This window comes from Streptomyces sp. NPDC033177 (assembly GCF_055577715.1).
In genome coordinates this window covers 953,863-975,875 of the sequence record NZ_JBVIPS010000002.1, presented here as the reverse complement: position 1 = coordinate 975,875, position 22,013 = coordinate 953,863, and the positions used below count along the sequence as shown (strand labels likewise).

Here is a 22,013-nt window from a genome sequence, read left to right as displayed (position 1 = left end):
GACCCATTGCACACTGTCGCTTCATGCGTTCCCCGCCAGGCACGCGCCGCGTGCGGAAAATGCCTGGCACGAGCGATGACGTCCGCACTAGGCTCCGTCCCTTTGGCCCAGGCCGGGCAGGGGCTTCGGTCAAGGCTCTCGCAAATTCGTCAAGGCTCTCGTTAAAGGGGATGCGTGTGCGTACAGGACGGTTCCGCTTGTACGCGGCCGTCGCCCGGGGAGGCTTCAGACGGTACGCGACCTACCGGACGGCGACCCTGGCGGGAGTGTTCACCAACACCTGTTTCGGGCTGATCCTCGCGTACACCTACATCGCGCTGTGGGACGAGCGGCCGGGGCTCGGCGGGTACGACCAGTCGCAGGCGTTGACGTTCGTCTGGCTGGGGCAGGCGCTGCTCACGGTGATGGCGCTGATGGGCGGCGGCTTCGAGGGCGAGCTGATCGAGCGGATCCGCACCGGGGACATCGCCGTCGACCTGTACCGCCCCGCCGACCTGCAGCTCTGGTGGCTGGCGACCGACCTGGGCCGCGCCTTGTTCCAGCTGCTCGGGCGCGGTGTCGTGCCGATGGTGGTCGGCGCGCTCATCTTCGACCTGGCCCTGCCCGCCGAACCGCTGCTTTGGCTGGCCTTCGTGCTCGCCGTGGTCCTGGGCGCGCTGGTCAGCTTCGCGATCCGCTTCCTGGTGGCGCTCTCCGCGTTCTGGCTGATGGACGGGGCGGGCACCACGCAGGTGGCGATGCTCGCGGGCACGTTCTTCTCCGGGATGCTGCTCCCGTTGAACGTCTTCCCGGGCGCGCTCGGTGAGTTCGCCCGCGCGCTGCCCTGGTCGGCGCTGCTCCAGGTGCCGGCGGATGTGTTCCTCGGCAAGCACACGGGCGTGGACCTGTGGCGGACGTACGCCTTCCAGATCGGCTGGGCGGCGGCGCTGCTCACTGCTGGGCGGCTTCTTCAGGCCGTGGCCACGCGTCGGGTGGTGGTGCAGGGTGGCTGAGCTGACGCGCGTGCGGGGAGGGCTTTCGCAGGTGCGGGACGGGCTGCGGGCCTACCGGCTGATCTCCGCCATGTGGATCCGCTCCCTGATGGCCTACCGGCTGTCCTTCGTGATGACCGCGTTCGGCAACTTCGCGGTGACCGCCTTCGACTTCGCGGCGATCCTGCTGATGTTCTCCCAGGTGGACCGGCTCGGCGGCTACTCGTTGTCCGAGATCGCCTTCCTGTACGGGGCCACGTGCACCTCGTTCGGGCTCGCCGACCTCTCGCTCGGGTCCATGGACCGGCTCGGGAAGCGGGTGCGTGACGGCACGCTCGACACGCTCCTGGTGCGGCCCGCCCCGGTGATCGCGCAGGTCGCCGCCGACCGCTTCGGGCTGCACCGGGTCGGGCGCCTGCTGCAGGGCGCGCTCGTCCTCGTGTACGCCCTGGTGGTCCTGGACATCGACTGGACCCCGTTGAAGGTGCTGATGGTCCCGCTGATGCTGCTCTGCGGCGCGGGCATCTTCGCGGCCGTGTTCGTGGGGGGCGCGGCCTTCCAGTTCGTGGCGCAGGACGCGGCGGAGGTGCAGAACGCCTTCACGTACGGCGGGACCACGCTGCTCCAGTTCCCGCCGACGGTCTTCGCCAAGGATTTGGTGCGGGGCGTCACCTTCATCCTGCCGCTGGCCTTCGTGAACTGGATCCCCGCGCTGTACGTCCTGGGGCGTCCCTATCCGCTGGACCTGCCGACGTGGGTGGCGTTCACGCCGCCGATCGTGGCCGCCCTTCTTCTCGCGCTCGCGGGCCTCGTCTGGCGCGCGGGCCTTCGTTCGTACCGCAGCACAGGGAGCTGAACCGCCGTGGAGACCGACCTCATTGAGCTGGACCGCGTCGAGAAGGTCTTCGACGTACGCAAGAAGACCGGCTTCATGCGGCGCGAGAAGCACGAGGTGCGTGCCGTCGACGGCATCAGCTTCACCGTGCCGCGCGGCGAGATGGTCGGCTACATCGGCCCGAACGGCGCCGGCAAGTCGACGACGATCAAGATGCTGACGGGCATCCTGACGCCGAGCGGAGGCCGGCTGCGGGTCGCGGGGATCGATCCCTCCCGTGAGCGCACCCGCCTCGCGCGGCGCATCGGTGTGGTCTTCGGGCAGCGCACGACGCTGTGGTGGGACCTGCCGCTGATCGACTCGTACCGTCTGATGCACCGCATGTACCGGATTCCGGACGCCCGCTTCAAGGAGAACCTGGAGCGCTGCGTCGAACTCCTCGAACTGGGCGCCCTGTTGGACGTCCCCGTACGCCAGCTCTCGCTCGGCCAGCGGATGCGCGGCGACATCGCGGCGGCGCTCCTGCACGATCCGGAGGTGCTCTACCTGGACGAGCCGACGATCGGCCTGGACGTGATCAGCAAGGCCAAGGTCCGGGGGTTCCTGCGGGACTTGAACGCCGAGGCGGGCACGACGGTCCTGCTCACCACGCACGACCTGACCGACATCGAGCAGCTCTGCAAGCGGGTGATGGTCATCGACCACGGCCGTCTGATGTACGACGGGCCGCTGGCGGGGCTGCACGAGGTGGGTGAGAGCGAGCGGACCCTGGTCGTCGACCTGGAGCGCGAACTGCCGCCCATCGAGGTGGAGTCGGCGCGGGTGGTGAAGGTGGAGGGCCCGCGGCAGTGGCTCGCCTTCCCCGCGGCGGAGTCGGCAGCTCCGCTTGTCGCCCGGGTCGCGGCCCGATATCCGATGGTCGACCTGTCGGTCAGGGAGCCCGACATCGAGGCGGTCATCGCCAAGATGTACGCGGAGAAGGCGACCTCGTAGGCTGCTGCGTATGACCGACGAGCAACCTCATCTCCCGGATCTCCGGGCCGCCGACGCCGACCGTGAACGCGTCGCCGAACGACTCCGTGACGCCGTGGCCGAGGGCCGCCTGGACATGGAGGAGTTCGAGGAGCGGCTGGACGCGACGTACAAGGCGCGTACGTACGGCGAGCTGGAGCCGATCACGCGGGATCTGCCGACGGTGGGCGCCAAGGTGTCCATGGTGAAGGGCCCGGTGGACGATCCCGCCGCCATCGACTGGGCCGAGCGGATGGTGAGGGGCGAGCCGTCGTCGACCCTCGGCTTCGCGTTCTGGGGCGGGTTCAGCCGCAAGGGCGGCTGGGTGGTCGGCCGGCAGTTCGACGGGTTCGCGATGTGGGGCGGCGGCGAGATCGACCTGCGCGAGGCGCGCTTCACGGAACGCGACGTGGAGATCCGCTGCTGGACCATCATGGGCGGCATGCAGGTCATCGTCCCGCCCGAGATGACCGTCGTGGTCAAGGGCTTCGGCTTCATGGGCGGCTTCGAGGACAAGGCGACCGGGGAGGGAACCCCCGGCTCGCCCCGCGTCGTGGTCAAGGGCTTCGCCCTGATGGGCGGCGTCGGCGTGGACCGCAAGATGCGCCGGATGGAGAAGCTGCGTCTGAAGGAGGAGCGCCGCCGTGAGCGTCTTGAGCGGCGCGAGGAACGGCGTGCGGCGCAGCTGGAGCGCGGGGAGCGGCACAAGGAGCGGCGCCGGGGGCAGCACGGGGGCCACCACCGGGGGTCGGATTCCTCGCACCCGGCGCCGGGGGACTACGGCCCCGGGAGCGGCGACTAGCGCCGCCCACAGCGCTGCGGGCTACCGCTACTGCTACCTCTGCCGCTACAGCTCGGCGGCCGCGGAGCCCCGCAGGTGCGCCAGGTTGAACGTCTCGGCCATCTTGCGGTAGCCCAGGTCGCTCGGGTGCAGGTGGTCGCCCGAGTCGTACGCGCCGCGCAGCTTGCGGGGGTCGTACGGGTCGCGCAGGGCCTTGTCGAAGTCGACGAACTCGTCGAAGACCTTGCCGTCGCGGATCTGCTCGTTCACCGCCTGGCGCACGTTCTCCAGCTGCGGCTCGTACCCCCGGTGGCCGCCGAACGGCATCAGGGTCGCCCCGACGACCCGCAGGCCGCGTGTGTGTGCCTGGCGCGTCAGTTCGCGCAGGCCCTCCACGATGCGGTCGGGGTCGTTCTGGTGCGGGTTGCGCAGGATGTCGTTCACGCCGAGCGCGACGACGACGGCCTTGACGCCCGTCCGGTCGAGCACGTCGCGGTCGAAGCGCGAGAGGCCGCTCGGATTGTCGGCGGGGGTGCCGTTGCCGTCCGAGAGGACGCGGTTGCCGCTGATCCCCTCGTTCACGACGCCGTAGCGCGGGGCGCCGGACTCCTCGCGCAGGCGGTCGGCCAGGTTGTCGGTCCAGCGGGCGTTGGCGCCCATCGTGGAGGAGATGCCGTCGGTGAGCGAGTCACCGAAGACGACGACGGTGCCGTCCGACTCGTTGCTCAGGACGTCCACGGCCGAGAGGTAGCGCCAGGAGGTGCTCTGCTGGGTGTACGCGGTGCCGTTCTGGTCCTCGGTGCGGTCGCCCTCGGCGACGTAGCTGACCTGGCGGGCGTGCGGGTGGAAGGTGACCGGCCCCGAAGGGGTCGGCGAGTACGTCGAGACCAGGAGGTCGCCGTCGTGCGGCACGCGCAGCCTGACCGCGTCGCTCATGACCTGCTGGCCCGCGGGGATCACCACGGAGGTGTTGCCGTTGAAGGCCAGGCGGCGCAGGGTGCCGGGGGCGGCCGCCGGGTTGTTCGACCCCACGGCGACGGCGATGGAGGCGTGGGTGATGCTCAGCGGCTGCTGTCCGTACAGGTTCGACAGGGTGATGCGGGCGCTGTCGCCGCCGACGCTGGTGTGCACGACATTGCGGATGGAGCGGCCCGCGAAGCCGTTGCGGTGCGTGTTTGGTTCGGCCGCCGCGGGGGATGCGGCCCAAGAGCCGACCCAGGTGCCGGCCGAGGCGGGCGCCGCGGAGTTGCGCGGGCCGCGGGGCCCCGCGCTGATGGTGTCCTGAGATCCGTCGTCGGTGGATACACCGAGGTATATGGCGGCGGAAATCACCACTATTACCGCGAGGACCGCGGCAAGCAGGGCATAACCGTGACGCTTGGTCATGCGGGCTGTGTCTCCTCGAGCAGGGGGAGCCTGATCGAGGCTCCGATGTGATCACCCCATGATGCGTCATGGGCCGTGAGGCGGCCGACACTGCCCCCCTCCGACCATTCAGACGCCGGGAACTTGTGGTCCGTTCCAGGAGTCGGTCAGGAAGGGACGCAGAGCGGCGGGGACAATACGTATGAGGACGCCGCGAACCACGCGAACGGGTCAGGTGGAGTGAGTGGAACGTACGAATCGTTCAATTCCGGAGGATGCGTCCGAAGGGGTTGCTTCCGGGCAGCATTCCCGTGAGCCGGGCCCTTCAAGCGGCGTCCTGACGGGCTCCGGCGCAGGTCCCGGCGCGGGCTCCGGCGCGGACTCCGGAACGGGAGGCTCCGGCTCCGCTCCGGTCGGCGGTGGGGGCGGTTTCACGTACAGCCCCGCCGACGAGGAGAAGCGGCGCGGCGTCCGCCGGATGAAGATCACCGCGACGGGCCTCCTCGTCTTCGTCGCCCTTGTCTACGTCCTCGCCAAGTGGGCCCAGAACTCCGGCGCCGGAGCCTGGGCGGGCTATGTCGCCGCGGCGGCCGAGGCCGGCATGGTCGGCGCGCTCGCCGACTGGTTCGCCGTGACGGCGCTCTTCCGCCACCCGCTTGGCCTGCCCATCCCGCACACGGCGATCATCCCGAACAAGAAGGACCAACTGGGAGCGTCCCTCGGCGACTTCGTGGGTGAGAATTTCCTCTCCTCCGATGTCGTACGCGGTCGGCTGCGCGCCGTGGGCATCGGCAGCCGCCTCGGCACCTGGCTCGCGGACCCCGATCACGCCGACCGGGTGACCGCCGAGCTGGCCACGGCCCTGCGCGGCGCCCTGACGGTCCTGCGCGACTCCGACGTCCAGGCGGTCGTGGGCGAGGCCATCACGCGCCGCGCCGACGCCCAGGAGATCGCCCCCGGCATCGGCAAGATGCTGGAGAAGGTCGTCGCGGACGGCGGCCACAAGCGGGTCGTCGACCTGATCTGCGTACGCGCCCACGACTGGCTGGTCGAGCACGACGAGTCGGTCATGGACGCCGTGCAGGGCGGCGCCCCCGGCTGGACCCCGCGGTTCGTCGACAAGAAGGTCGGCGAGCGGGTCTACAAGGAACTCCTGCGCTTCCTCACCGAGATGCGGGACATGCCCGAGCACCCCGCGCGCGGAGCGGTCGACCGCTTCCTCGCGGACTTCGCCAACGACCTCCAGTCCGACTCGGACACCCGCGAGCGCGTGGAGCGCCTCAAGCGCGAGGTGCTCGGCCGCGGCGAGGTGCAGGACCTGATCGCCTCCGCCTGGTCGGCCGTACGCGGAATGATCGTGGCCGCCGCCGAGGACGAACGCAGCGAGCTGCGCCTTCGGGTCCGGGCCGCGCTGCTCTCGCTCGGCTCGCGGATGGCTACGGACGGCCGGCTGCAGCAGAAGGTCGACGGCTGGGTCGAGGGCGCCGCGGTGTACGTGGTGACGACGTACCGCGACGAGATCACCTCCCTGATCACCGACACGGTCGCGGGCTGGGACGCCGAGCAGACGTCGAAGAAGATCGAGGCCCACATCGGCCGCGACCTCCAGTTCATCCGGATCAACGGCACGGTGGTGGGGGCGCTGGCGGGCCTCGCGATCTACTCGGTGTCGCGGCTGCTGGGGGCGTAAGGGCGGTCTGCGGGGTTTACGGGGTTTACGGGGCCGAGGGGGCCCTGCCGCGGTTTCAGCGCGCGTGAGTGCGCCATTGGCGGGCACTCTGGAGGAGCTCTCCCGATGCCGAGAGAGCCGTCGCCCGAGCCGTGAGCTGCGATCCGCCAGCAGCGGGGAGCCGGAGCCCGGCGACGTGGGAGCAGCGGAAGGAGCCGCCCGCCATGACCGCGTCGCCCGCGCCCGCCCCGCCACCGCCGCCCGACCGGAAGCACACCGACGGCGAGACCGGCACCGTCACCACGGCCGTGCCCGCCCGCCTGGACCGGCTGCCCTGGTCCCGCTGGCACTGGATGATCGTGATCGGCCTCGGCACGGTCTGGATCCTCGACGGCCTGGAAGTCACCACCGTCGGCAACATCGCGAGCCGCATCTCCGAGGAGGGCAGCGGCCTCGCCATCAGCTCCGCCCAGATCACCGGCACCGCGGCGGCCCTGTACGTCGCGGGAGCCTGCGCGGGCGCCCTCTTCTTCGGCCGCCTCACCGACAAGTACGGCCGGAAAAAGCTCTTCATGGTCACCCTCGCGGTGTACCTCGGCGCCACCGCCCTCACCGCGCTCTCCTTCGACGCCTGGTGGTTCTTCCTCTTCCGCTTCCTCACCGGCTTCGGCATCGGCGGCGAGTACGCGGCCATCAACTCGGCCATCGACGAACTCATCCCGTCCAAGTACCGCGGGCGCGTGGACCTGATCATCAACGGCAGCTACTGGCTGGGTGCGATCGGCGGTTCGCTGCTCTCCGTCGTCATGCTGAACACCAGCATCTTTCCCAAGGACCTCGGCTGGCGGCTCACCTTCGCCCTCGGCGTCGTACTCGGCCTGGTGATCCTCCTCGTACGCCGCCACGTCCCGGAGAGCCCGCGCTGGCAGTTCATCCACGGCCGCGGCGAGGAGGCGGACGCCCTCGTCACGGCGGTGGAGCGGGAGATCGAGGAGGAGAAGGGCGAACGCCTGCCGCCGCCCGCGCGCGAGATCACCATCCACCAGCGCAAGAGCATCGGCTTCGGGCTCATCGCCAAAACCGTCTTCCGCGACTACCCCAAGCGCGCGGTGCTCGGCCTGTCGCTCTTCATCGGCCAGGCGTTCCTCTACAACGCGATCACCTTCGGCTTCGGCGCGATCCTCACCAAGTTCTTCGACATCCCCTCGGGCAGCACGGGTTACTACTTCGCGGTCATCGCCGCGGGCAACTTCCTCGGCCCGCTCTTCCTCGGCAAGCTCTTCGACACGGTCGGCCGCCGGATCATGATCTCGTCGACGTACATCGTGTCGGGTGTCCTGCTCTTCGGCACGGCCTGGCTCTTCGGCCGCGGTTCGCTCAGCGCGGCGACGCTCACGGCCTGCTGGTGCGTGGTCCTGTTCTTCGCGTCGGCGGGCGCGAGCAGCGCCTACCTGACGGTCTCCGAGATCTTCCCCATGGAGACCCGTGCCATGGCCATCGCCTTCTTCTACGCCATCGGCACGGCGGCCGGCGGCATCAGCGGCCCGCTGATCTTCGCCAAGCTGACCGAGTCGGGCGTCGTCGGCGACACGGTCCTCGCCTTCCAGATCGGCGCGGGGCTGATGTGCGCGGCGGGGCTCGTCGCGGCGGTGTTCGCGGTGAAGGCGGAGCGGCGGTCGTTGGAGGACATCGCGAGGCCGTTGTCGGAGGCGAAGGCCTCCGGGTGACGCGGATGGGAAGATCCGGGGCATGAGCGGAGAGGAAGCAGTGGGCGGCCACCGGGTGGCCGTCCTCGTGCGCGACGGCGTGCTGCCCATGGAACTCGGCCTGGTCCACCAGCTGTTCGGCAGCGCACGCTCGGCACAGGGCGCGCGCCTCTACGACCTGACGACCTGTGCCCTGACCCCCGGTCTCATCCGCACGGACGCCGACTTCCCCGTCCAGGCCGAGCACGGCCCCGAAGTGCTGGCCGCCGCGGACACGGTGATCGTCCCGGCTTCCCACGAGGAGGACGAGTCGCTGGGGCCGGGCGAGCTGCCGCCGGCCCTGGCGGACGCGCTGCGGTCCGCCGCCGGCGCCCGTATCGCCTCCATCTGCACCGGCGCCTTCGTCCTCGCGGCAGCGGGCCTCCTGGACGGCCGCAGGGCGACGACGCACTGGCTGTCGGCGGACCTCTTCGCCCGTACGTTTCCTGCCGTGACGGTCGATCCGGATGTCCTGTATGTGGACGAGGGCCCGGTCCTCACCTCCGCGGGCGAGGCCGCGGGCATCGACCTCTGCCTGCACATGATCCGCGGAGACCACGGCGCGGCGGTGGCGGCGGAGGTGGCCCGCCGCACCGTCGTACCCCCGCATCGCGAGGGCGGCCAGGCCCAGTACATCCGCCGCCCGGTGGCGGAGCCACGCCTGACATCGACGGGCCGGGCCAGGGAGTGGGCCCAGGAGCGTCTGGAGGAGCCCCTGACGCTGGCCGATCTTGCCGGGCAAGAGGCGATGAGCGTCCGCACCTTCAGCCGCCGCTTCCGCGAGGAGACGGGCCTGACGCCGATGCAGTGGCTGACGCAGCGCCGCGTGGACCGGGCCCGCGAGCTCCTGGAGGAGACGGACCGCACGGTCGACCGCATCGCGACGGAGGCGGGCTTCGGCACGGGAGCGTCGCTGAGACAGCACTTCCAGGCGGGGCTCGGGGTGTCGCCGGGGGCTTATCGGGTGACGTTCAGGGGGCGGGCACAGCGGGATGGGTCGGCCTGAGGGGCGGACGTCCCCAGGGACCGGTCTGGGTACGCGTACTCGGTCTTAGTACGTGTGCTCGGTATGAGTACGCGTACTCTGTCGCGCCCCTGGGGAGGTCGGCAGGCTCGTACGCATGACGGCAAAGTCGATGAACATGAGCCCGCGGATGAGCCGACGCATGGGCGTGCGGATGAGCCCGCGTACGGGCATGAGGATGAGCCCGCGCCATGGGCTGAGCTTCATGAATCCGCGGAACCTGCTGACGTCCCTGCCCGGCAGCCCGCCGCTGCGGCGCTGGATGACGCGCTTGCTGGGCGCGGGCCTCGCGGTGGCGGCGTACCTCCTGTGCCTGCCCTGGGACCTGCGCAACCGCCCCGAGACGCCCGGCGCGATCAACGAGACGTCACCGGTGACGGGGCTCGGGATAGCCGCCCTGACCGTCTCGATGCTGGCCCTGGCGGCCTACTTCGGCTTCCGGGACCGTCTCGCGTGGGCGCTGCTCCTCGTGGCGGGCCCGCCGGCGACGCTGATGTACGTCTCCTTCGACAGCCACCCGGAGCCGGACGCGGCGGTGTGGCCGCTGGCGTGGGGGTTCTTCGTGCTGGTGATGGGGGCGGGGGTGCTCGCGGTGGCGGGCTTCGCGCGGCTGTTCAGGGACAGCGAGGTCTGAGCCATCGCGTGCGGGCCGGTCGGGGATTGGTTACCTGCGTCGATCGGCAAGCACCCACGACGCGAGCCCGACCCCGCCCGCGACACTGAAGACGGCGGGCCAGGCCCCGACCTTCTTGGCGAGCGGATGCGACCCGGCGAAGGCGGCGACGTACGTGGCACTGAGCGCGGCAGCGGTCCTGCCCCCGGCCGCGGCACGCCACTGCTGAGCGGCGGCTGCGCCCGCGGCAGCGAGGACGAGGCCGCCGAGGGGCCGCTTCTTGGTCCACCGGGCGACGGCGTACCCACCGACGAGCCCGCTCGCGGCCACTGCTGCTGCCGGTACCTTCGCCATGCTTGCCTCGCTTCCACGGCCTGCAGTGAATGCTTCCGGCCGAAACGTCCTCTATGGGCTCTCGGCCCGAGGCTCCCGAGGCTAACGCGCCGGGAAAGCCTTGCGGCGAGGGGGCCTGGGCCACGTAGGTTGGTGAGGGTGTGCGCTGCGCCTCCGCCGCGTGCTCGAAGGCGCAGCTGACGAGGGACCGATAGTAAAGATGACCGCGCGAACCACACCCACCACCACTGACCGCCGCACTCGAACAGCCCTGGTCATCGGGGGTGGTGTCGCGGGCCCGGTGGTGGCGATGGCGCTGCGCAAGGCGGGCATCGAGGCGACGGTGTACGAGGCGAGGGCGGGCGAGGCGACCGCGGGCGAGACGTACAAGACGACTGCGGGCGAGGCGCGCACCACGTATGACGCCAAGCCGAGTGCCCGTGTCCGCGGTAGCGACGGCGACCGTGGCCGCGGCCGTGGTGGCGGCATGACGATCGCCCCGAACGGCATGCAGGCGCTGGAGGCGATCGACGCGGCGGAGACGGTGAGCGCGATCGGCATCCCCGTGACGTCGCTCGGCCTGCGCAGCTGGACGGGCAGGCACCTGGCCCAGCTGACCCCGCCCGCCGACCTCCCGACGACGCGCTTCGTCTGGCGCACGGAACTTGCCGAGGAGTTGTGGGCGGAGGCGTCGCGCCGAGGCATCCCTCTCCACCGGGGCAAGCGCCTGCTGGACGCGACCGACACGGGCGCGGGGGTGACGGCGCGTTTCTCGGACGGCTCACTGGCGAAGGCGGACATCCTGATCGGCGCGGACGGCTTGCGCTCGACGGTGCGCGCGCTCATCGACCCGACGACGCCGAAGCCGCACTACGCGGGAGTGCTGACGTTCACAGCACGCGTAAGTGCCACCCAACTCCCCTCCACGGATGGGGTGTTGTACATGTGCTACGGCAAGAAGGCCTACTTCGGCTATCAGATCTTCGACGACGGTTCGGCGGCGTGGTTCGTGAACCTGCCGCACCGTGAGCCGATGACGTCGGCGGAGGCGCAGGCGGTGGGCGCGGGGGAGTGGCTGAAGCGCCTGGGCGAGGCGTTCGCGGACGACCGCACTCCGGCACCGGACCTGGTCCGGGACACGGCCCCCGAGGACCTGCTGATCACGGGCCCCACAGAAACGATGCCTCCGGTGACTTCGTGGAGCAGGGGCCGAATGATCCTGATCGGCGACGCGGCTCACGCGACACCGGCGACATCGGGCCAGGGAGTATCGCTGGCCACGGAGAGCGCGGTCGAACTGGCCCGCTGCCTACGGGACTTGCCCCCCAGGGCTGCCTTCAAGGCCTACGAGTCACTGCGCCGCCCAAGGGTGGACCGCATCCTCAAGCACACGACGGCTACATCGACGGCCACATCGGCAGCAGCCCGCACGGCCACCCCGAAGCCGGCGGGACCTTTGAGCCGAGCCCTGCGGGACGCGGTCCTGCCGGTGGCGACGAAGGTAGGCGGGGGCGGGGGAGCGGTGTGGGGGGCGTGGCAGTTCGAGCACCGGATCGACTGGGACGAGCGGGTGGGTTAGGCGGGCAGGCCTAGCGGCCCGCCGCTGTGCGAGTGAATCGAGGCGGACCAGGTCTGCGCGATCAGTAAATAGGGCAAACCTGAACACACTGAACCCACTGAGCACGCTGAACCCACTGAACACGCAAAACCCCAGTGAGCCCAGTGAGCCCAGTGAGCCCAGTGCCCCCAGTGAACACACCCCGTGATCGCGTACCGAAAGGGACCCCATGCGTATCCGTACCGCCCTGGCCGTCACCGCCCTCACCGCCGCCGCCGTGTTGGGCGCCAGCGGCACCGCCCTCGCCGACGACGACCACGAGGGCATGCGGGCCGGCTTCGCCTACGAGAACCTGGGCGGCCCGGCCGGCATCACCGAGGCCGCCGGCCACTTCGACAGCGACCACCACGACGGCGGCATGCGGGGCGGCTTCGCCTACGGAAACCTGGGCGGCCCGGCCGGCATCACCGACGCAGCGGGTCACTTCGAGGGCAACCACGACGAGGACTGACCGGGTCGGCAACTCGCGCCACACATCAAGGGGGCCCGCCGGGAGCGGGCCCCCTTCGGCGTGGAGCTTGATGCGGCATGGAGGCTTGGTCGTCAAGCATGGGATTGATCGGGGTAAGAGGGTGAGGGAGTTGTGGCAGGTGGAGCCGTCGAGAAGGCGGACTGTAGAAAGATCCCGGGAGCCGGTCTCTCAGGCGGTGCGGCGTTGGGATTTCCTTGCAACTATCGGAAGGCTAGATCGCACGCGTAGGGCAGTTGAAGCATAGAGAGGTGCTAGAAATGCCGGCCGTCGGCGGCTGAACTCCGTCGCCTTGCAGTTCGGTGAAGTCACCGTTCTCGTTACGGTAGACGATTCCAACGCCATACTGTGCCAATAGTTGACGCGTATCTTCGCTGGGTAATCCCGGCGCAAGGACCATGCAGCGCAGCGGCATGCCGCCCTCCATCGCGTTCAAATGCATACGGATGTCCATGAGCGTCATCAGGGCATCTCGGAGCGCTTTCCGCGAGCTGCTGTCTGCTGGCTCGTAGGCGGTACGATCACTCTGGTCGAAGAGAGCCGCTTCCATGGCCTCTTCTACACCTCTGACATGGACTTCCAGCCGGCCGACACGGTGTTGGCGGGTGCTGAGTATGTCGCCGAAATCGGATGCTATTTGCTCGCGCCGGTACGTCGAACTTGCCGCCGAACGATCCCGTTCCCATGCTCGCTGGAGGCGTTCTGGCACCTCGGGCCGGCGTCTGGATCTGGAAGGAACGAACCTGACCCTAGTTTCTGCGGCGGGCGGGATCACGTCATCGCTAGAAAGATCGTAGATGCCGATCGGGCGCAGTCTAAAGACGATGACATCGCGATCATTTTGAAGCTTGTCGCGGGCTTGCCTTCGGAAATATGGGCGCTCGCTATCCACAGTGAATGCACCGATGTAGCGGTGGGTCCTTGTGTCGCTTCCGGGAACTTTGCCGTGCCCAATGAATAGATGGAGAGTACGGGAGTCAACGGCATGCTGGAGGATCGCCGCATTGCCACTACCAGTGGTCCCGACAAATTTTTGATCCCCCTGCGTTCCAGCTCCCGTGTACTCGAAAATGGGGCCTAAGCGATCCTCTTCTCGAAGCCACCCGTCGCGGTAGCCATACTGCTCCCCCGACTTGATGTCGGAATAGAGAACCACTGTCCTCTTTTCCACGGAGGGGCAGATGCCGCCCTGGGGGCTTCCTCCTAGTTCCCTCCGAATGTCCGTTCGCGTGAGGATGTCGCCAGGTTGAAAGGAGGGCACAACAGTTGACATGCTCACAGGCTAGTGGGCACAGCTGGCACGCGGCAGGCCAACTCGTCAGCATGCACTGTTCTTTGGCGGTCCCACGCGAGGAGGAGGGCCCTCGGGAGATGATGGCGGCATGGATGGTGGGATAGCGACGATGGTTGCTGCAATCGTCGGGGTGGCCGGCGCAGTGGGCGGTGCCGCTGTCGGTGCGTTCGCCAGTGTGCGCGGTGCGCGCATTGGCGGAGAGAAGGGGGTCGAAGCGGCGCTTGCGCAAGTAGATCGGCAGGCCGCGACGGGGCATCTCCAGTGGGTCAAGGAACAAAGGCAGCAAGCTTGCGCCGCATTGCTCGATGCTCACTCGACAGCTGAGGACACTCTAAAGAGGGCGGCAGTAGCCATACGTCGCGGCGAGGTCTTCCCCGCCACTGAACGCGACGAATTCAGGGGGCAGGTCGCTGCCATGCAGTCGCGTACGAGCCAACTCGCCCTCTGGGGGCCAGAAGATGTAGTCATCGTGGCTCAAGTACTCAGGGCCGCCACGGCCGATGCAGCGCAGGCCCTGAAGCTGGCGGAGCCGGGGGCGGTTCAGGGGGTCGCTGAGACCGAGGCGAGGTGGCGAGATTGGTTAGAGAAGAGCCAGCACGTCACTGAGATGCGTACGCAGTTCCTTGACCGGGCTGGTGAGGTACTTCGCGATCCCGACCAGTCCGTTGCCTGAGAGCCGCGCCGGACCGGCTACTTGGCGCAGCGCGTGGTGAATCCGGCTATGAACGCTTGCCAGGCGTCCGACGGTATGGCGACTACAGGGCCCTGCCTCCGCTTGGAATCACGGATCAGCATGGTGCCGAGAAGCGGTGCGCACTCCACGCATTCGCCCCCTGCGCCGTTGCTGTAGGAGGAGGTGAACCAGGGCAAGGGGGTGCTGTTAGCAATCGTCATCGCGCGCATTCCTTTAGAACGGACTTGATAAGTCTGGCGGACCGCTGAGGGCTTAGAGCCGCTGCCCTCAGCCCGTCGAAGGCTCGTGTGTACTCCCGAACATGATGCTCCCCCTCCAGGTAGGTCGCATCGGTGATGCCGTCCCGATAGATGACGTCCGGATCTTCCTGGTCCGGGAACCCGAGCACAGTGAAGGGGCCAGTGATCGGGTACGTGCCGGAGTCGAAGGGGAGCACCTGGAGCGTCACTGACGGCAACGTCATGGAATCTAGGAGGTGTTCGAGCTGGTCGCGCATGATCTCCTGGTCGCCGATGGTGTTTCGCAGCGTAGCCTCGCTGACGATAAACCAGGCCTCAGGGCCGCCTGCCCGCGTGAGCATGGTCTGGCGCTCCATGCGCACGCGTACGGCCCGGTCGATGTCCTCCGGCTTCATGTGGGCCCCGGCAGTGTGCAGTTCGGTGGCGTATGCGGGTGTCTGCATGAGCCCGGGGACCATCTCGCTCTGATATTGGCGGAACGTCGACGCCTCCTGCTCTAGGCCGATGTAGATGTTGAACCACTCCGGCACCCCCGACCCGTGAACTTGCCACCACCCACGGGTCTTCGCCTCCCGGGCGAGCGACCTTAGGAACTCGCGTAGTTCGTCGCTGGTCCCGTAAAAGCGGCACAGTGCGTCCATATCGGATGGTTGGACCCGGCCGTTCCCAGTCTCCAGCCGGTTCACCTTGGAGCCACTCCAATCCAACGCCTCTCCGACTTGGGCGCAGGTGAGACCGCTCTTCCCGCGAAGCTTCTTGAGCTCGATCGAGAGACGGCGTCGGCGTGCCGTCGGTGAACCAGCCATCTCGACTCCTCTTCCGTTAGCGATGGTCAGTCTGCGTGCCAACGGTGCCGCTTGCCAATCACTCAAACGTGGGAATCTCACCGTGCAAATTGCATGAGGGGATACGTCAGCGGCATCCTTCCGGTGGGGAGGCAAGAGCTCAAAGGGGCCGGCAACGCCTGTTCAGGCACCGGAAGTTGTGCCGGTTTCGGGTGGCCATCGGACGACGAGAGGGGCTGGATGTGATCCAGAAGAAGTGCATGGCACGCGAACCCTTGTACCTGGACTTCCTGGCTGAGCCATCAGAAGTGGCAGCGCTGCGACGGATCGTGCGTGACCATCTAGGGCTGTGGGGGCTCCACAAGGTCGTTGATGTAGCCCAACTCTGTGTGTCTGAGTTGGTTGCCAACGTCATTACACATGTCGGATCGGGGACCCCGACAAGTCTCGTCGTGTCCATGAACGATACCCGGGTGCGTATGGAGGTTCACGACCCGGATCCTCGAGCTCTCCCGACACTTCTCGATGCGGAAATGGAGATGGAGACGGGTCGGGGTATGGCGCTGGTAGACGCCGTTGCCGACCGATGGGGTGTCCTACTCGATGCCGATCGCAAGACCACCTGGTGCGAGCTGGCAACCGACCTCGCTGCCCCCGATGAACACGATGGCGGGTCAACAGGAGCAAGGGCTGAGGCGGTGCTCGGCTTCTATGGCGACCGAGGCCTAGGACGCAGTCACTGAGGGGGACATGGCACAAGAGGGGGAGGCCAAGATCTTTGGTCTGCGGGACCAAGTACCTCGGTCACTAAGCCGTGTTAATCGCTGAGTACGTCCATACCTCCGCCGGGATCTCGTGCTTGAGTCTCCACGTGACCGCCATGGGCTTGCTGCCTTTGTGCTCCACGTAGTGTGCCGGGCCGAGCAGCATCCAAGGCTGGGCACCGCCAATATCGGTGTTCTTGTAGCGGCGAATGAAGAGCAATACGTGAGAGCCCTCAGCCGCGTGATGTTGGTAGCGCTGCCCGGTGGGGGAGGTGTCTGACGTCTGGTTCTGGGACTCCCAGTGGAAGTTCCTCGTCGTCAATGCGTAGTCGTGGTATCGCGTCTGGGGTGAGAAGTCCTTCTCGTCTTTCTCCCGTGTAACCAGCAGCGCGTCCGTCTTGATGGACTCGCACCACTTGACGCCCTCCCGGAAGTCCCCTGGCATGAAGCCACCGATGTACGACTGGCCGAGCGCGGGGAGAATCTCTTCACGGCTGTACGAGGCGTGCACGGTGAGCGGGATACCGGCATGGGCGCCGAGTAGCGGGACCGGCACGTGCTCGGTGTGCGCCAGGTTGTACGCGAGGACCTGACGCAGCTCGCTGCGGAATGCGAAGTGCTCACGCAAGACAGCGAAACCAGCGTCGTAGGAGGCGAAGCCTTTGCGTGTCACACCGCCGAGCGGCCAGATCTGAAAGAAGAGCATCCGGGCATAGGCCTGCCCTTGCTCGTCAAGGTCGTCGTAGGCAGGGGCGTCGTCTTCAACGAGACGCGTGTACGCGGCGACGCGCAGAGGATCGTCGACATGCAGGAAGGAGGGCATGCGTTTGAGGAGCGCTGACTCGCCTGTCGGCGGCTCGCCCTTGAGCAGGCCTGCGCGGCGCAGCAAACCGGTCCAGGAGTTGCCGCTGCCGCGGTAAATGTCCTTCAACTCCCGCCCGCTCTCTTCGAGATAGCGGTGCAGTTCCATCTCTGCATAGTCGGCGACCTCGCGGGTGAGCGCGGTAACGTTGACGCCGATCTGGGCCTTGATGTTGTCGATGATGGTGTGCTTCGCCTTCTCCTCAAGGAGGATCTGGCAGCCTGAGGGGAGACGTGGAAAGTCCCATTCGATATTGTCGAGAAGGCGCTTGCGCGTGAGGTTGGTCAGAGCTCGGAACTGGTTTTCGAAGCGGAACTCCTTTCGGTGTTGGCCAATGAAGTCGAGGACGGTGAGAACGGCTTTGTTTTCGCTGCGGCGCAGCCCGCGGCCGAGCTGCTGAAGGTACACCGTCGCGCTCTCCGTGGGGCGCAGCAGGAGAAGTGTGTCCACATCAGGGATATCGAGCCCTTCGTTGAAGAGGTCGACGGAGAAGATGGCTTGCAGGTCTCCGGTCTTGAGGTCGTCCAGAGCCCGCTTACGTACTTCAGCTGATGTGTCGCCGGAGAGTGCAATGGCGTTGAGGCCAGCAGCGCGGAAGAAGTCGGCCATGAACCGAGCGTGCGCGACGGATACGCAGAATCCTAACGCACGCATGGAGCCAGGATCTGCGACCTTTTCTTCCACTTTCTTCACGATGAGGCGTGCGCGCGGAACATTGCCCGTCAAGACGTTACTCAAGGCCGCGTCGTCATAGCCGCCTCGTTTCCACAGCACGGATGTTAGGTCAGTGTTGTCACTGATTCCGAAGTAGTGGAAGGGGCTCAGGAGGTCGTTCTCCAGAGCTTCCCACAGCCTCATCTCGGCTGCAATGCGCCCATCGAAGAATTCAGTCTGGATATTATATCCGTCCGCCCGCTCTGGCGTGGCAGTCAATCCAAGGAGTTCCATCGGGGAGAAATGATCGATAATTTTTCGATATGTGGGTGCAGTGCCGTGGTGGAATTCGTCGATGACGATTACGTCAAAGTGGTCAGGGTTCAAACGCTCTAGGGCGCGGGCGTTAAGCGATTGGACGCTGGCAAATACATGTGTCCAGCGTTCGGGAATCTCACCACTGTGTAGTGGCTCTCCGAAGTTGGCATCGACCAGTACATCCTGGTACGTCCGCATAGATTGCTCTAGGATCTCTTTGCGGTGCGCGACGAACAGTAGCCGCAAGTCCCGCCCGTGCTTCTTGCGGAGTTGTTTGTAGTCGAGTGCGGCCATAACCGTCTTACCTGTCCCGGTGGCGGCTACCAGCAGATTGTTGTGCCTATCATGCACGCCTCGCTCGACCTCAAGGCGTTCCAGCATGTCGCGCTGGTGGGCGTATGGCCGCACTTCGAGCCCAGAGAGTGTGATTCTGCGATCGGAGTCCGACCTCGACGATCCGCCACTCGCGATGGTGAGCGCGTCGCGCAACCGCTCACCATCGACCTTGGGGTCGTACAACTCAAAGGATAGGTCGCTCCAGTAGGCGTCAAAGGTCGCGTCGAACTTTCGCATCACGTCAGGTGTGGCGACGGTCGAGAGTCTTACGTTCCACTCCAACCCGTCAAGTAGAGCGGCCTTGGAGAGGTTGGAGCTGCCGACGTACGCGGTGTCGTAGCCGCTCTCTCGGTGAAACAGCCAGGCCTTTGCATGCAGACGTGTCGATCTAGTCTCGTAGTTGACCTTCACCTGGGCATTGAACTCGTTCACCAAGCGATCGAGCGCTAAGCGGTCGGTGGCACCGATGTAGGTGGTCGTGAGCACACGAATGGGCACCTGGCGATCGCGGGCTGCTTCCAAGGATTTCTCAATGACTCGCAGGCCGTGCCATTTCACGAAGGCGCAGAGCAGGTCTACACGGTCGGCGGTGGCAAGTTCGGCGCGCAGCTCGAAACCGAGGCTCGGGTCGTCAGGTGAGTTTGTGATGAGTCCAGCGTCGGAGAGCGGTGTGGCGGGTCGAATGGCGAAGACGCCAGGAGCCTGCTGCTGAGCTAGCGCTAGAAGTTGACGAGGTCCCTCGGCTACCAGCTCCACCCACTCCCGCGCACCATCCAGGGTGCTAATGGAGTTGAGTATGTGGTTTGCGGCGTGAACTCGCTCTTCCGGCGGGATGCCATGGAGTACGCGTTGCACGGTGGCGGCAACATGCCTCGACAACACGTGGGGAACGGATTCATCACCCACCGGGCCGCTGACTGGCTGCCATCCGAGGTCGGTGAGGTCCTTGAGCTGCTGCTCAAAGCGCAGGGTGATGAGTTCCTCGTACAGTCCGGCAGCTGGAGCCGGTGAGTCGCTCGAGAACTGTGGCATGGGCCAGCCCCCCCGGGGTTAAACACACGGTCATTGGGATCTTCTATCAATCGCGCCGCTGATGGCGAGGGTTCTCGACAGGAGGCGCCCAGCCACTCGCGGGTTTCCTGATCCCTAGACCGAAGTGCCGTGACACTCCCCATAAACCCGCCCCGACCCGCACCAACACCCCGCCCTCGCCTCCGGCGGCCACCCCACTGCCCGCCCCCGCGCCGCCAGCGTTGTCGCGTACTGCGGTAGCAGGGACACGTCCGTGGGGTCCGTGCCCTCTGAGGCTGCGAAGGCCTCGTAGGACGGGACCGTGCCCGTCACGATGCCCAGGTTGGGGGTGCCGGAGGCTGAGAGCTCTCGGAGTGATTCCTCTATCGTTGCCAAGTGGGCCTCGTGTGAGGGGTATTCCGATTCCAGGGCCGGGTACGCCGTCAGGAGTTCCGTTAGTTCCGTTGTCGGCCAGTGCAGGACCGCTACCGGGAACGGGCGCGACAGGGCCTCCCTGTATGAGCCCAGTTCCGCCTGGATTCGGGAGATCTCCGCTCGGAGTTCCGCCGGGTTGTCCGAGCCCAGGGACCAGATTCGCTTCGGGTCGTGCAGTTCGTCCAGGGGGACGGGGGATGATGAGATTTCGTCCGCCAGCGCGTCCCATGCGTCGTGCTCCGCGCCCAGCAGGCGGCGCACCCTGTGGCGGCCGAACAGCAGCGGGCGTTGGTCGTAGGACGGGGTCGACGCGGTGCCGAGCAGGAGTTCCAGAGCCTGGGTGAAGGTCTCCTGCGCCTGCGTCAGTTCGTCGTGGGCCTCCAGTGACTCCGCCACGATCACCCAGGGGGCCGGGTCGCGGGGCGTCGCCGCCCGGACTCCGTCGATGATCGCCCGTGCCTCCGCCTCGTGGCCGTACTCCCAGAGGTTCGAGGCCTTCAGGGCGCGGATGAGGGTCGGGGCCGACGCGGGGTGCTGGGCGTCCGGGGTCAGCAGGCGGTCGTAGAGCGTGGTCGCGCGGTCGCGTTCGCCCGCCAGTTCCAGGTGGGCCGCGGCCTGGAGCAGCAGGTGCTCGGTGTCCTCGGGGTACAAGCCGGCGGTCCGCTCCAGGCGCTCGGCTTCGGCGATGTGGTCGGCAGGCGTGTCGGGGCGCATACGGGACACCGTACTGCCGAGTGGGGGCGTTGCAGGAGGGTTGCCGTGCAGATCAGGGCGGAGAGGGGCGAGCGAGGCTGCCGCGCTTTTGTGGGGCCGTCGCCTCGTCGGCATGGCTTGTTGGCGGGCTTGGGCTTAGCCTGCCGCCGTCTTGGGAGGAGGTGCCGGCGTGCCGGAGCGGGTGCGGACGGTTCCTGTTGTCGTGCAGGGGAGTCGTGGCCGGGGGTGGCGGGGGCGGCGCGGGCGTGCGGCTCGGCTCGTGTGGGGTGCCGCCGAAGCTGCCGTCACCTGCGGGCTTGTGTTGCTGCTTCTCGTCGCCCATCAGCTCTGGTGGACCAATCGGCAAGCCCGCGAAGGCGCCGAGCGCAAGGTGCAGGCGCTTGAGCGGCAGTGGGGGAGCAGCCCCTCCGCCTCTGACACTGCTGAGTCCTCTGAGTCCTCTGAGTCCTCTGACACCTCCGATACCTCTGACCCGCCGAAGGCCGCTGCCGAGGAGCCCGGCCCCCACTCCGCCGGTGAAGCCTCCGGGCAGGCCCGGCGGCAGCAACCCGCCCCCACCCCCGACTGGGACCAGGCCTACGCCGTCCTCCGCATTCCCCGCATCGGGATACGGGTGCCCGTCGCGGAGGGGATCAGCAAGGGCGGCGTACTCAACAAGGGGTACGTCGGGCACTACCCGCGCACCGCCCAGCCCGGTCAGGGCGGGAACTTCGCGCTCGCCGGGCACCGTAATACCCACGGTGAGCCCTTCCGGCACATCAATCGGCTTCGCGACGGGGACGAGCTCGTCGTCGAGACCGAGCGGGCCGTCTACACGTACGCCGTCGACAAGACGCTCGGGCAGACCTCCGCCCGGGACAGTGGCGTCATCCGCCCGGTCCCGCGCAGCGACGTCAAGGCCGGGCACGGGTACAGCGCTCCCGGGTACTACATCACCCTCACCACCTGCACCCCCGAGTACACCTCCAAGTACCGGCTCATCGTGTGGGGGAAGCTGCAGTCCATGCGGCCCCGCTAGGCAACCCCGAACGCCTTACCTCTGCCGAGACACATCCTGTATAACGGGCAGTACGCGATACGTCGTAACGGAGAGGAGGGCGAGCAGACTCATGCGAGACAACATCCGTAGCTGGAAAGCCGCCCTTCGGCCCACCGGGCTTCTCCTCTTCCTCCTCGTCGAGGTCGTCCTCCTCGACGCGAGCAGCCTCACCGCGGCCGTCGCGCTCGCCGCGACCGCCGCCGCGGGCTCCGCGCTCGCCCTCTGCTCGCTGATCGCCGCGCGTTGCGCGCTCCCTGTGCCCCGCACCCGGGTGCGTACCGCCATCCGCGACCGCGAGAAGCGCACGGCGTTCCTGCCGCAGCGCGATCCCGACGCCTCCGGGCGCAGGCGGCCCCGAGCACCGGGCCGTCTCGTCATGACGGCCGCGTAGGGGACACCGCAAAGCACCGGGATCATCCCGCCTCCGCCTGTAG

Annotated in this window: 21 protein-coding genes; 14 read left to right on the top strand and 7 right to left on the bottom strand. The window is 67.5% G+C overall.

Annotation, left to right across the window (positions count from 1 at the left end; all coding sequences use genetic code 11):
* Positions 1 to 170 precede the first annotated feature (170 nt).
* The 4 genes from ACZ5U5_RS10360 to ACZ5U5_RS10345 are packed head-to-tail and all read left to right on the top strand — an operon-like array spanning position 171 to position 3,619.
* On the top strand, positions 171 to 992 hold the full coding sequence (locus ACZ5U5_RS10360; RefSeq protein ID WP_469018937.1) for an ABC transporter permease: 822 nt from the start codon (positions 171 to 173) through the stop codon (positions 990 to 992).
* Positions 985 to 1,827, top strand: a complete 843-nt coding sequence (locus ACZ5U5_RS10355) for an ABC transporter permease (protein ID WP_469018934.1) — start codon at positions 985 to 987, stop codon at positions 1,825 to 1,827. The genes ACZ5U5_RS10360 and ACZ5U5_RS10355 overlap by 8 nt, the downstream gene beginning before the upstream one ends.
* Positions 1,828 to 1,833: 6 nt before the next feature.
* The gene (locus ACZ5U5_RS10350; protein WP_469018932.1) at positions 1,834 to 2,799 is read left to right on the top strand and encodes an ABC transporter ATP-binding protein; all 966 of its coding nucleotides are present in this window, start codon (positions 1,834 to 1,836) and stop codon (positions 2,797 to 2,799) included.
* Positions 2,800 to 2,809: 10 nt separating this feature from the next.
* Complete coding sequence (locus ACZ5U5_RS10345) at positions 2,810 to 3,619, top strand: DUF1707 SHOCT-like domain-containing protein (protein WP_469018929.1); 810 nt, start codon at positions 2,810 to 2,812, stop codon at positions 3,617 to 3,619.
* A 45-nt stretch (positions 3,620 to 3,664) separates the two neighbouring features.
* On the opposite strand, the gene ACZ5U5_RS10340 is transcribed toward ACZ5U5_RS10345, so the two are convergent.
* A complete protein-coding gene (locus ACZ5U5_RS10340) occupies positions 3,665 to 4,984 on the bottom strand; it encodes an SGNH/GDSL hydrolase family protein (protein WP_469018926.1) in 1,320 nt (439 codons plus the stop codon).
* Between the two features lie 457 nt (positions 4,985 to 5,441).
* Between ACZ5U5_RS10340 and ACZ5U5_RS10335 the strand changes: the two genes are divergently transcribed.
* The 4 genes from ACZ5U5_RS10335 to ACZ5U5_RS10320 all read left to right on the top strand — a co-directional run bounded on the left by ACZ5U5_RS10335 (position 5,442) and on the right by ACZ5U5_RS10320 (position 10,035).
* Complete coding sequence (locus tag ACZ5U5_RS10335; protein WP_469019408.1) at positions 5,442 to 6,653, top strand: DUF445 domain-containing protein; 1,212 nt, start codon at positions 5,442 to 5,444, stop codon at positions 6,651 to 6,653.
* Positions 6,654 to 6,856: 203 nt separating this feature from the next.
* Positions 6,857 to 8,359: an MFS transporter gene (locus tag ACZ5U5_RS10330; RefSeq protein ID WP_469018924.1), complete on the top strand. Its 1,503-nt coding sequence runs from the start codon at positions 6,857 to 6,859 to the stop codon at positions 8,357 to 8,359.
* 22 nt (positions 8,360 to 8,381) lie between these two features.
* Positions 8,382 to 9,383 (top strand): GlxA family transcriptional regulator, encoded by a 1,002-nt coding sequence (locus ACZ5U5_RS10325; RefSeq protein WP_469018921.1) that lies wholly within the window; start codon positions 8,382 to 8,384, stop codon positions 9,381 to 9,383.
* A gap of 115 nt (positions 9,384 to 9,498) precedes the next feature.
* Positions 9,499 to 10,035 (top strand): hypothetical protein, encoded by a 537-nt coding sequence (locus ACZ5U5_RS10320; RefSeq protein ID WP_469018919.1) that lies wholly within the window; start codon positions 9,499 to 9,501, stop codon positions 10,033 to 10,035.
* A gap of 30 nt (positions 10,036 to 10,065) precedes the next feature.
* On the opposite strand, the gene ACZ5U5_RS10315 is transcribed toward ACZ5U5_RS10320, so the two are convergent.
* On the bottom strand, positions 10,066 to 10,368 hold the full coding sequence (locus ACZ5U5_RS10315; RefSeq protein ID WP_469018916.1) for a hypothetical protein: 303 nt from the start codon (positions 10,366 to 10,368) through the stop codon (positions 10,066 to 10,068).
* Between the two features lie 199 nt (positions 10,369 to 10,567).
* On the opposite strand from ACZ5U5_RS10315, the gene ACZ5U5_RS10310 reads away from it, so the two are divergent.
* Entirely contained in the window at positions 10,568 to 11,926 is a 1,359-nt protein-coding gene (locus tag ACZ5U5_RS10310; protein WP_469018913.1) for an FAD-dependent oxidoreductase, read from the top strand.
* Between the two features lie 208 nt (positions 11,927 to 12,134).
* The gene (locus tag ACZ5U5_RS10305; protein ID WP_469018910.1) at positions 12,135 to 12,416 is read left to right on the top strand and encodes a hypothetical protein; all 282 of its coding nucleotides are present in this window, start codon (positions 12,135 to 12,137) and stop codon (positions 12,414 to 12,416) included.
* A 232-nt stretch (positions 12,417 to 12,648) separates the two neighbouring features.
* On the opposite strand, the gene ACZ5U5_RS10300 is transcribed toward ACZ5U5_RS10305, so the two are convergent.
* Positions 12,649 to 13,707 carry an SRA domain-containing endonuclease gene (locus ACZ5U5_RS10300; protein WP_469018908.1) on the bottom strand — a complete coding sequence of 353 codons (1,059 nt, stop codon included), beginning with the start codon at positions 13,705 to 13,707 and terminating at the stop codon, positions 12,649 to 12,651.
* Positions 13,708 to 13,816: 109 nt separating this feature from the next.
* Between ACZ5U5_RS10300 and ACZ5U5_RS10295 the strand changes: the two genes are divergently transcribed.
* On the top strand, positions 13,817 to 14,401 hold the full coding sequence (locus ACZ5U5_RS10295; protein ID WP_469018906.1) for a hypothetical protein: 585 nt from the start codon (positions 13,817 to 13,819) through the stop codon (positions 14,399 to 14,401).
* Positions 14,402 to 14,418: 17 nt separating this feature from the next.
* Here ACZ5U5_RS10295 and ACZ5U5_RS10290 read toward each other — a convergent pair whose 3' ends face one another.
* Both ACZ5U5_RS10290 and ACZ5U5_RS10285 read right to left on the bottom strand, forming a co-directional pair.
* Positions 14,419 to 14,622, bottom strand: coding sequence for a DUF397 domain-containing protein (locus ACZ5U5_RS10290; RefSeq protein WP_469018903.1), 204 nt, complete (start codon positions 14,620 to 14,622; stop codon positions 14,419 to 14,421).
* The gene (locus ACZ5U5_RS10285) at positions 14,619 to 15,467 is read right to left on the bottom strand and encodes a helix-turn-helix domain-containing protein (protein WP_469018901.1); all 849 of its coding nucleotides are present in this window, start codon (positions 15,465 to 15,467) and stop codon (positions 14,619 to 14,621) included. The genes ACZ5U5_RS10290 and ACZ5U5_RS10285 overlap by 4 nt, the downstream gene beginning before the upstream one ends.
* 221 nt (positions 15,468 to 15,688) lie before the next feature.
* On the opposite strand from ACZ5U5_RS10285, the gene ACZ5U5_RS10280 reads away from it, so the two are divergent.
* Positions 15,689 to 16,189 (top strand): ATP-binding protein, encoded by a 501-nt coding sequence (locus ACZ5U5_RS10280; protein WP_469018899.1) that lies wholly within the window; start codon positions 15,689 to 15,691, stop codon positions 16,187 to 16,189.
* Between the two features lie 64 nt (positions 16,190 to 16,253).
* On the opposite strand, the gene ACZ5U5_RS10275 is transcribed toward ACZ5U5_RS10280, so the two are convergent.
* Positions 16,254 to 19,412, bottom strand: coding sequence for a DEAD/DEAH box helicase (locus ACZ5U5_RS10275; RefSeq protein WP_469018896.1), 3,159 nt, complete (start codon positions 19,410 to 19,412; stop codon positions 16,254 to 16,256).
* Between the two features lie 114 nt (positions 19,413 to 19,526).
* Positions 19,527 to 20,540: an SEC-C metal-binding domain-containing protein gene (locus ACZ5U5_RS10270; protein ID WP_469018894.1), complete on the bottom strand. Its 1,014-nt coding sequence runs from the start codon at positions 20,538 to 20,540 to the stop codon at positions 19,527 to 19,529.
* Positions 20,541 to 20,709: 169 nt separating this feature from the next.
* Here ACZ5U5_RS10270 and ACZ5U5_RS10265 point away from each other — a divergent pair, with 169 nt between their 5' ends.
* Together ACZ5U5_RS10265 and ACZ5U5_RS10260 are read left to right on the top strand one after the other, a co-directional pair.
* Entirely contained in the window at positions 20,710 to 21,558 is an 849-nt protein-coding gene (locus ACZ5U5_RS10265) for a class E sortase (protein WP_469018891.1), read from the top strand.
* A 91-nt stretch (positions 21,559 to 21,649) separates the two neighbouring features.
* On the top strand, positions 21,650 to 21,970 hold the full coding sequence (locus ACZ5U5_RS10260; RefSeq protein WP_469018889.1) for a DUF6412 domain-containing protein: 321 nt from the start codon (positions 21,650 to 21,652) through the stop codon (positions 21,968 to 21,970).
* Positions 21,971 to 22,013: the final 43 nt, after the last annotated feature.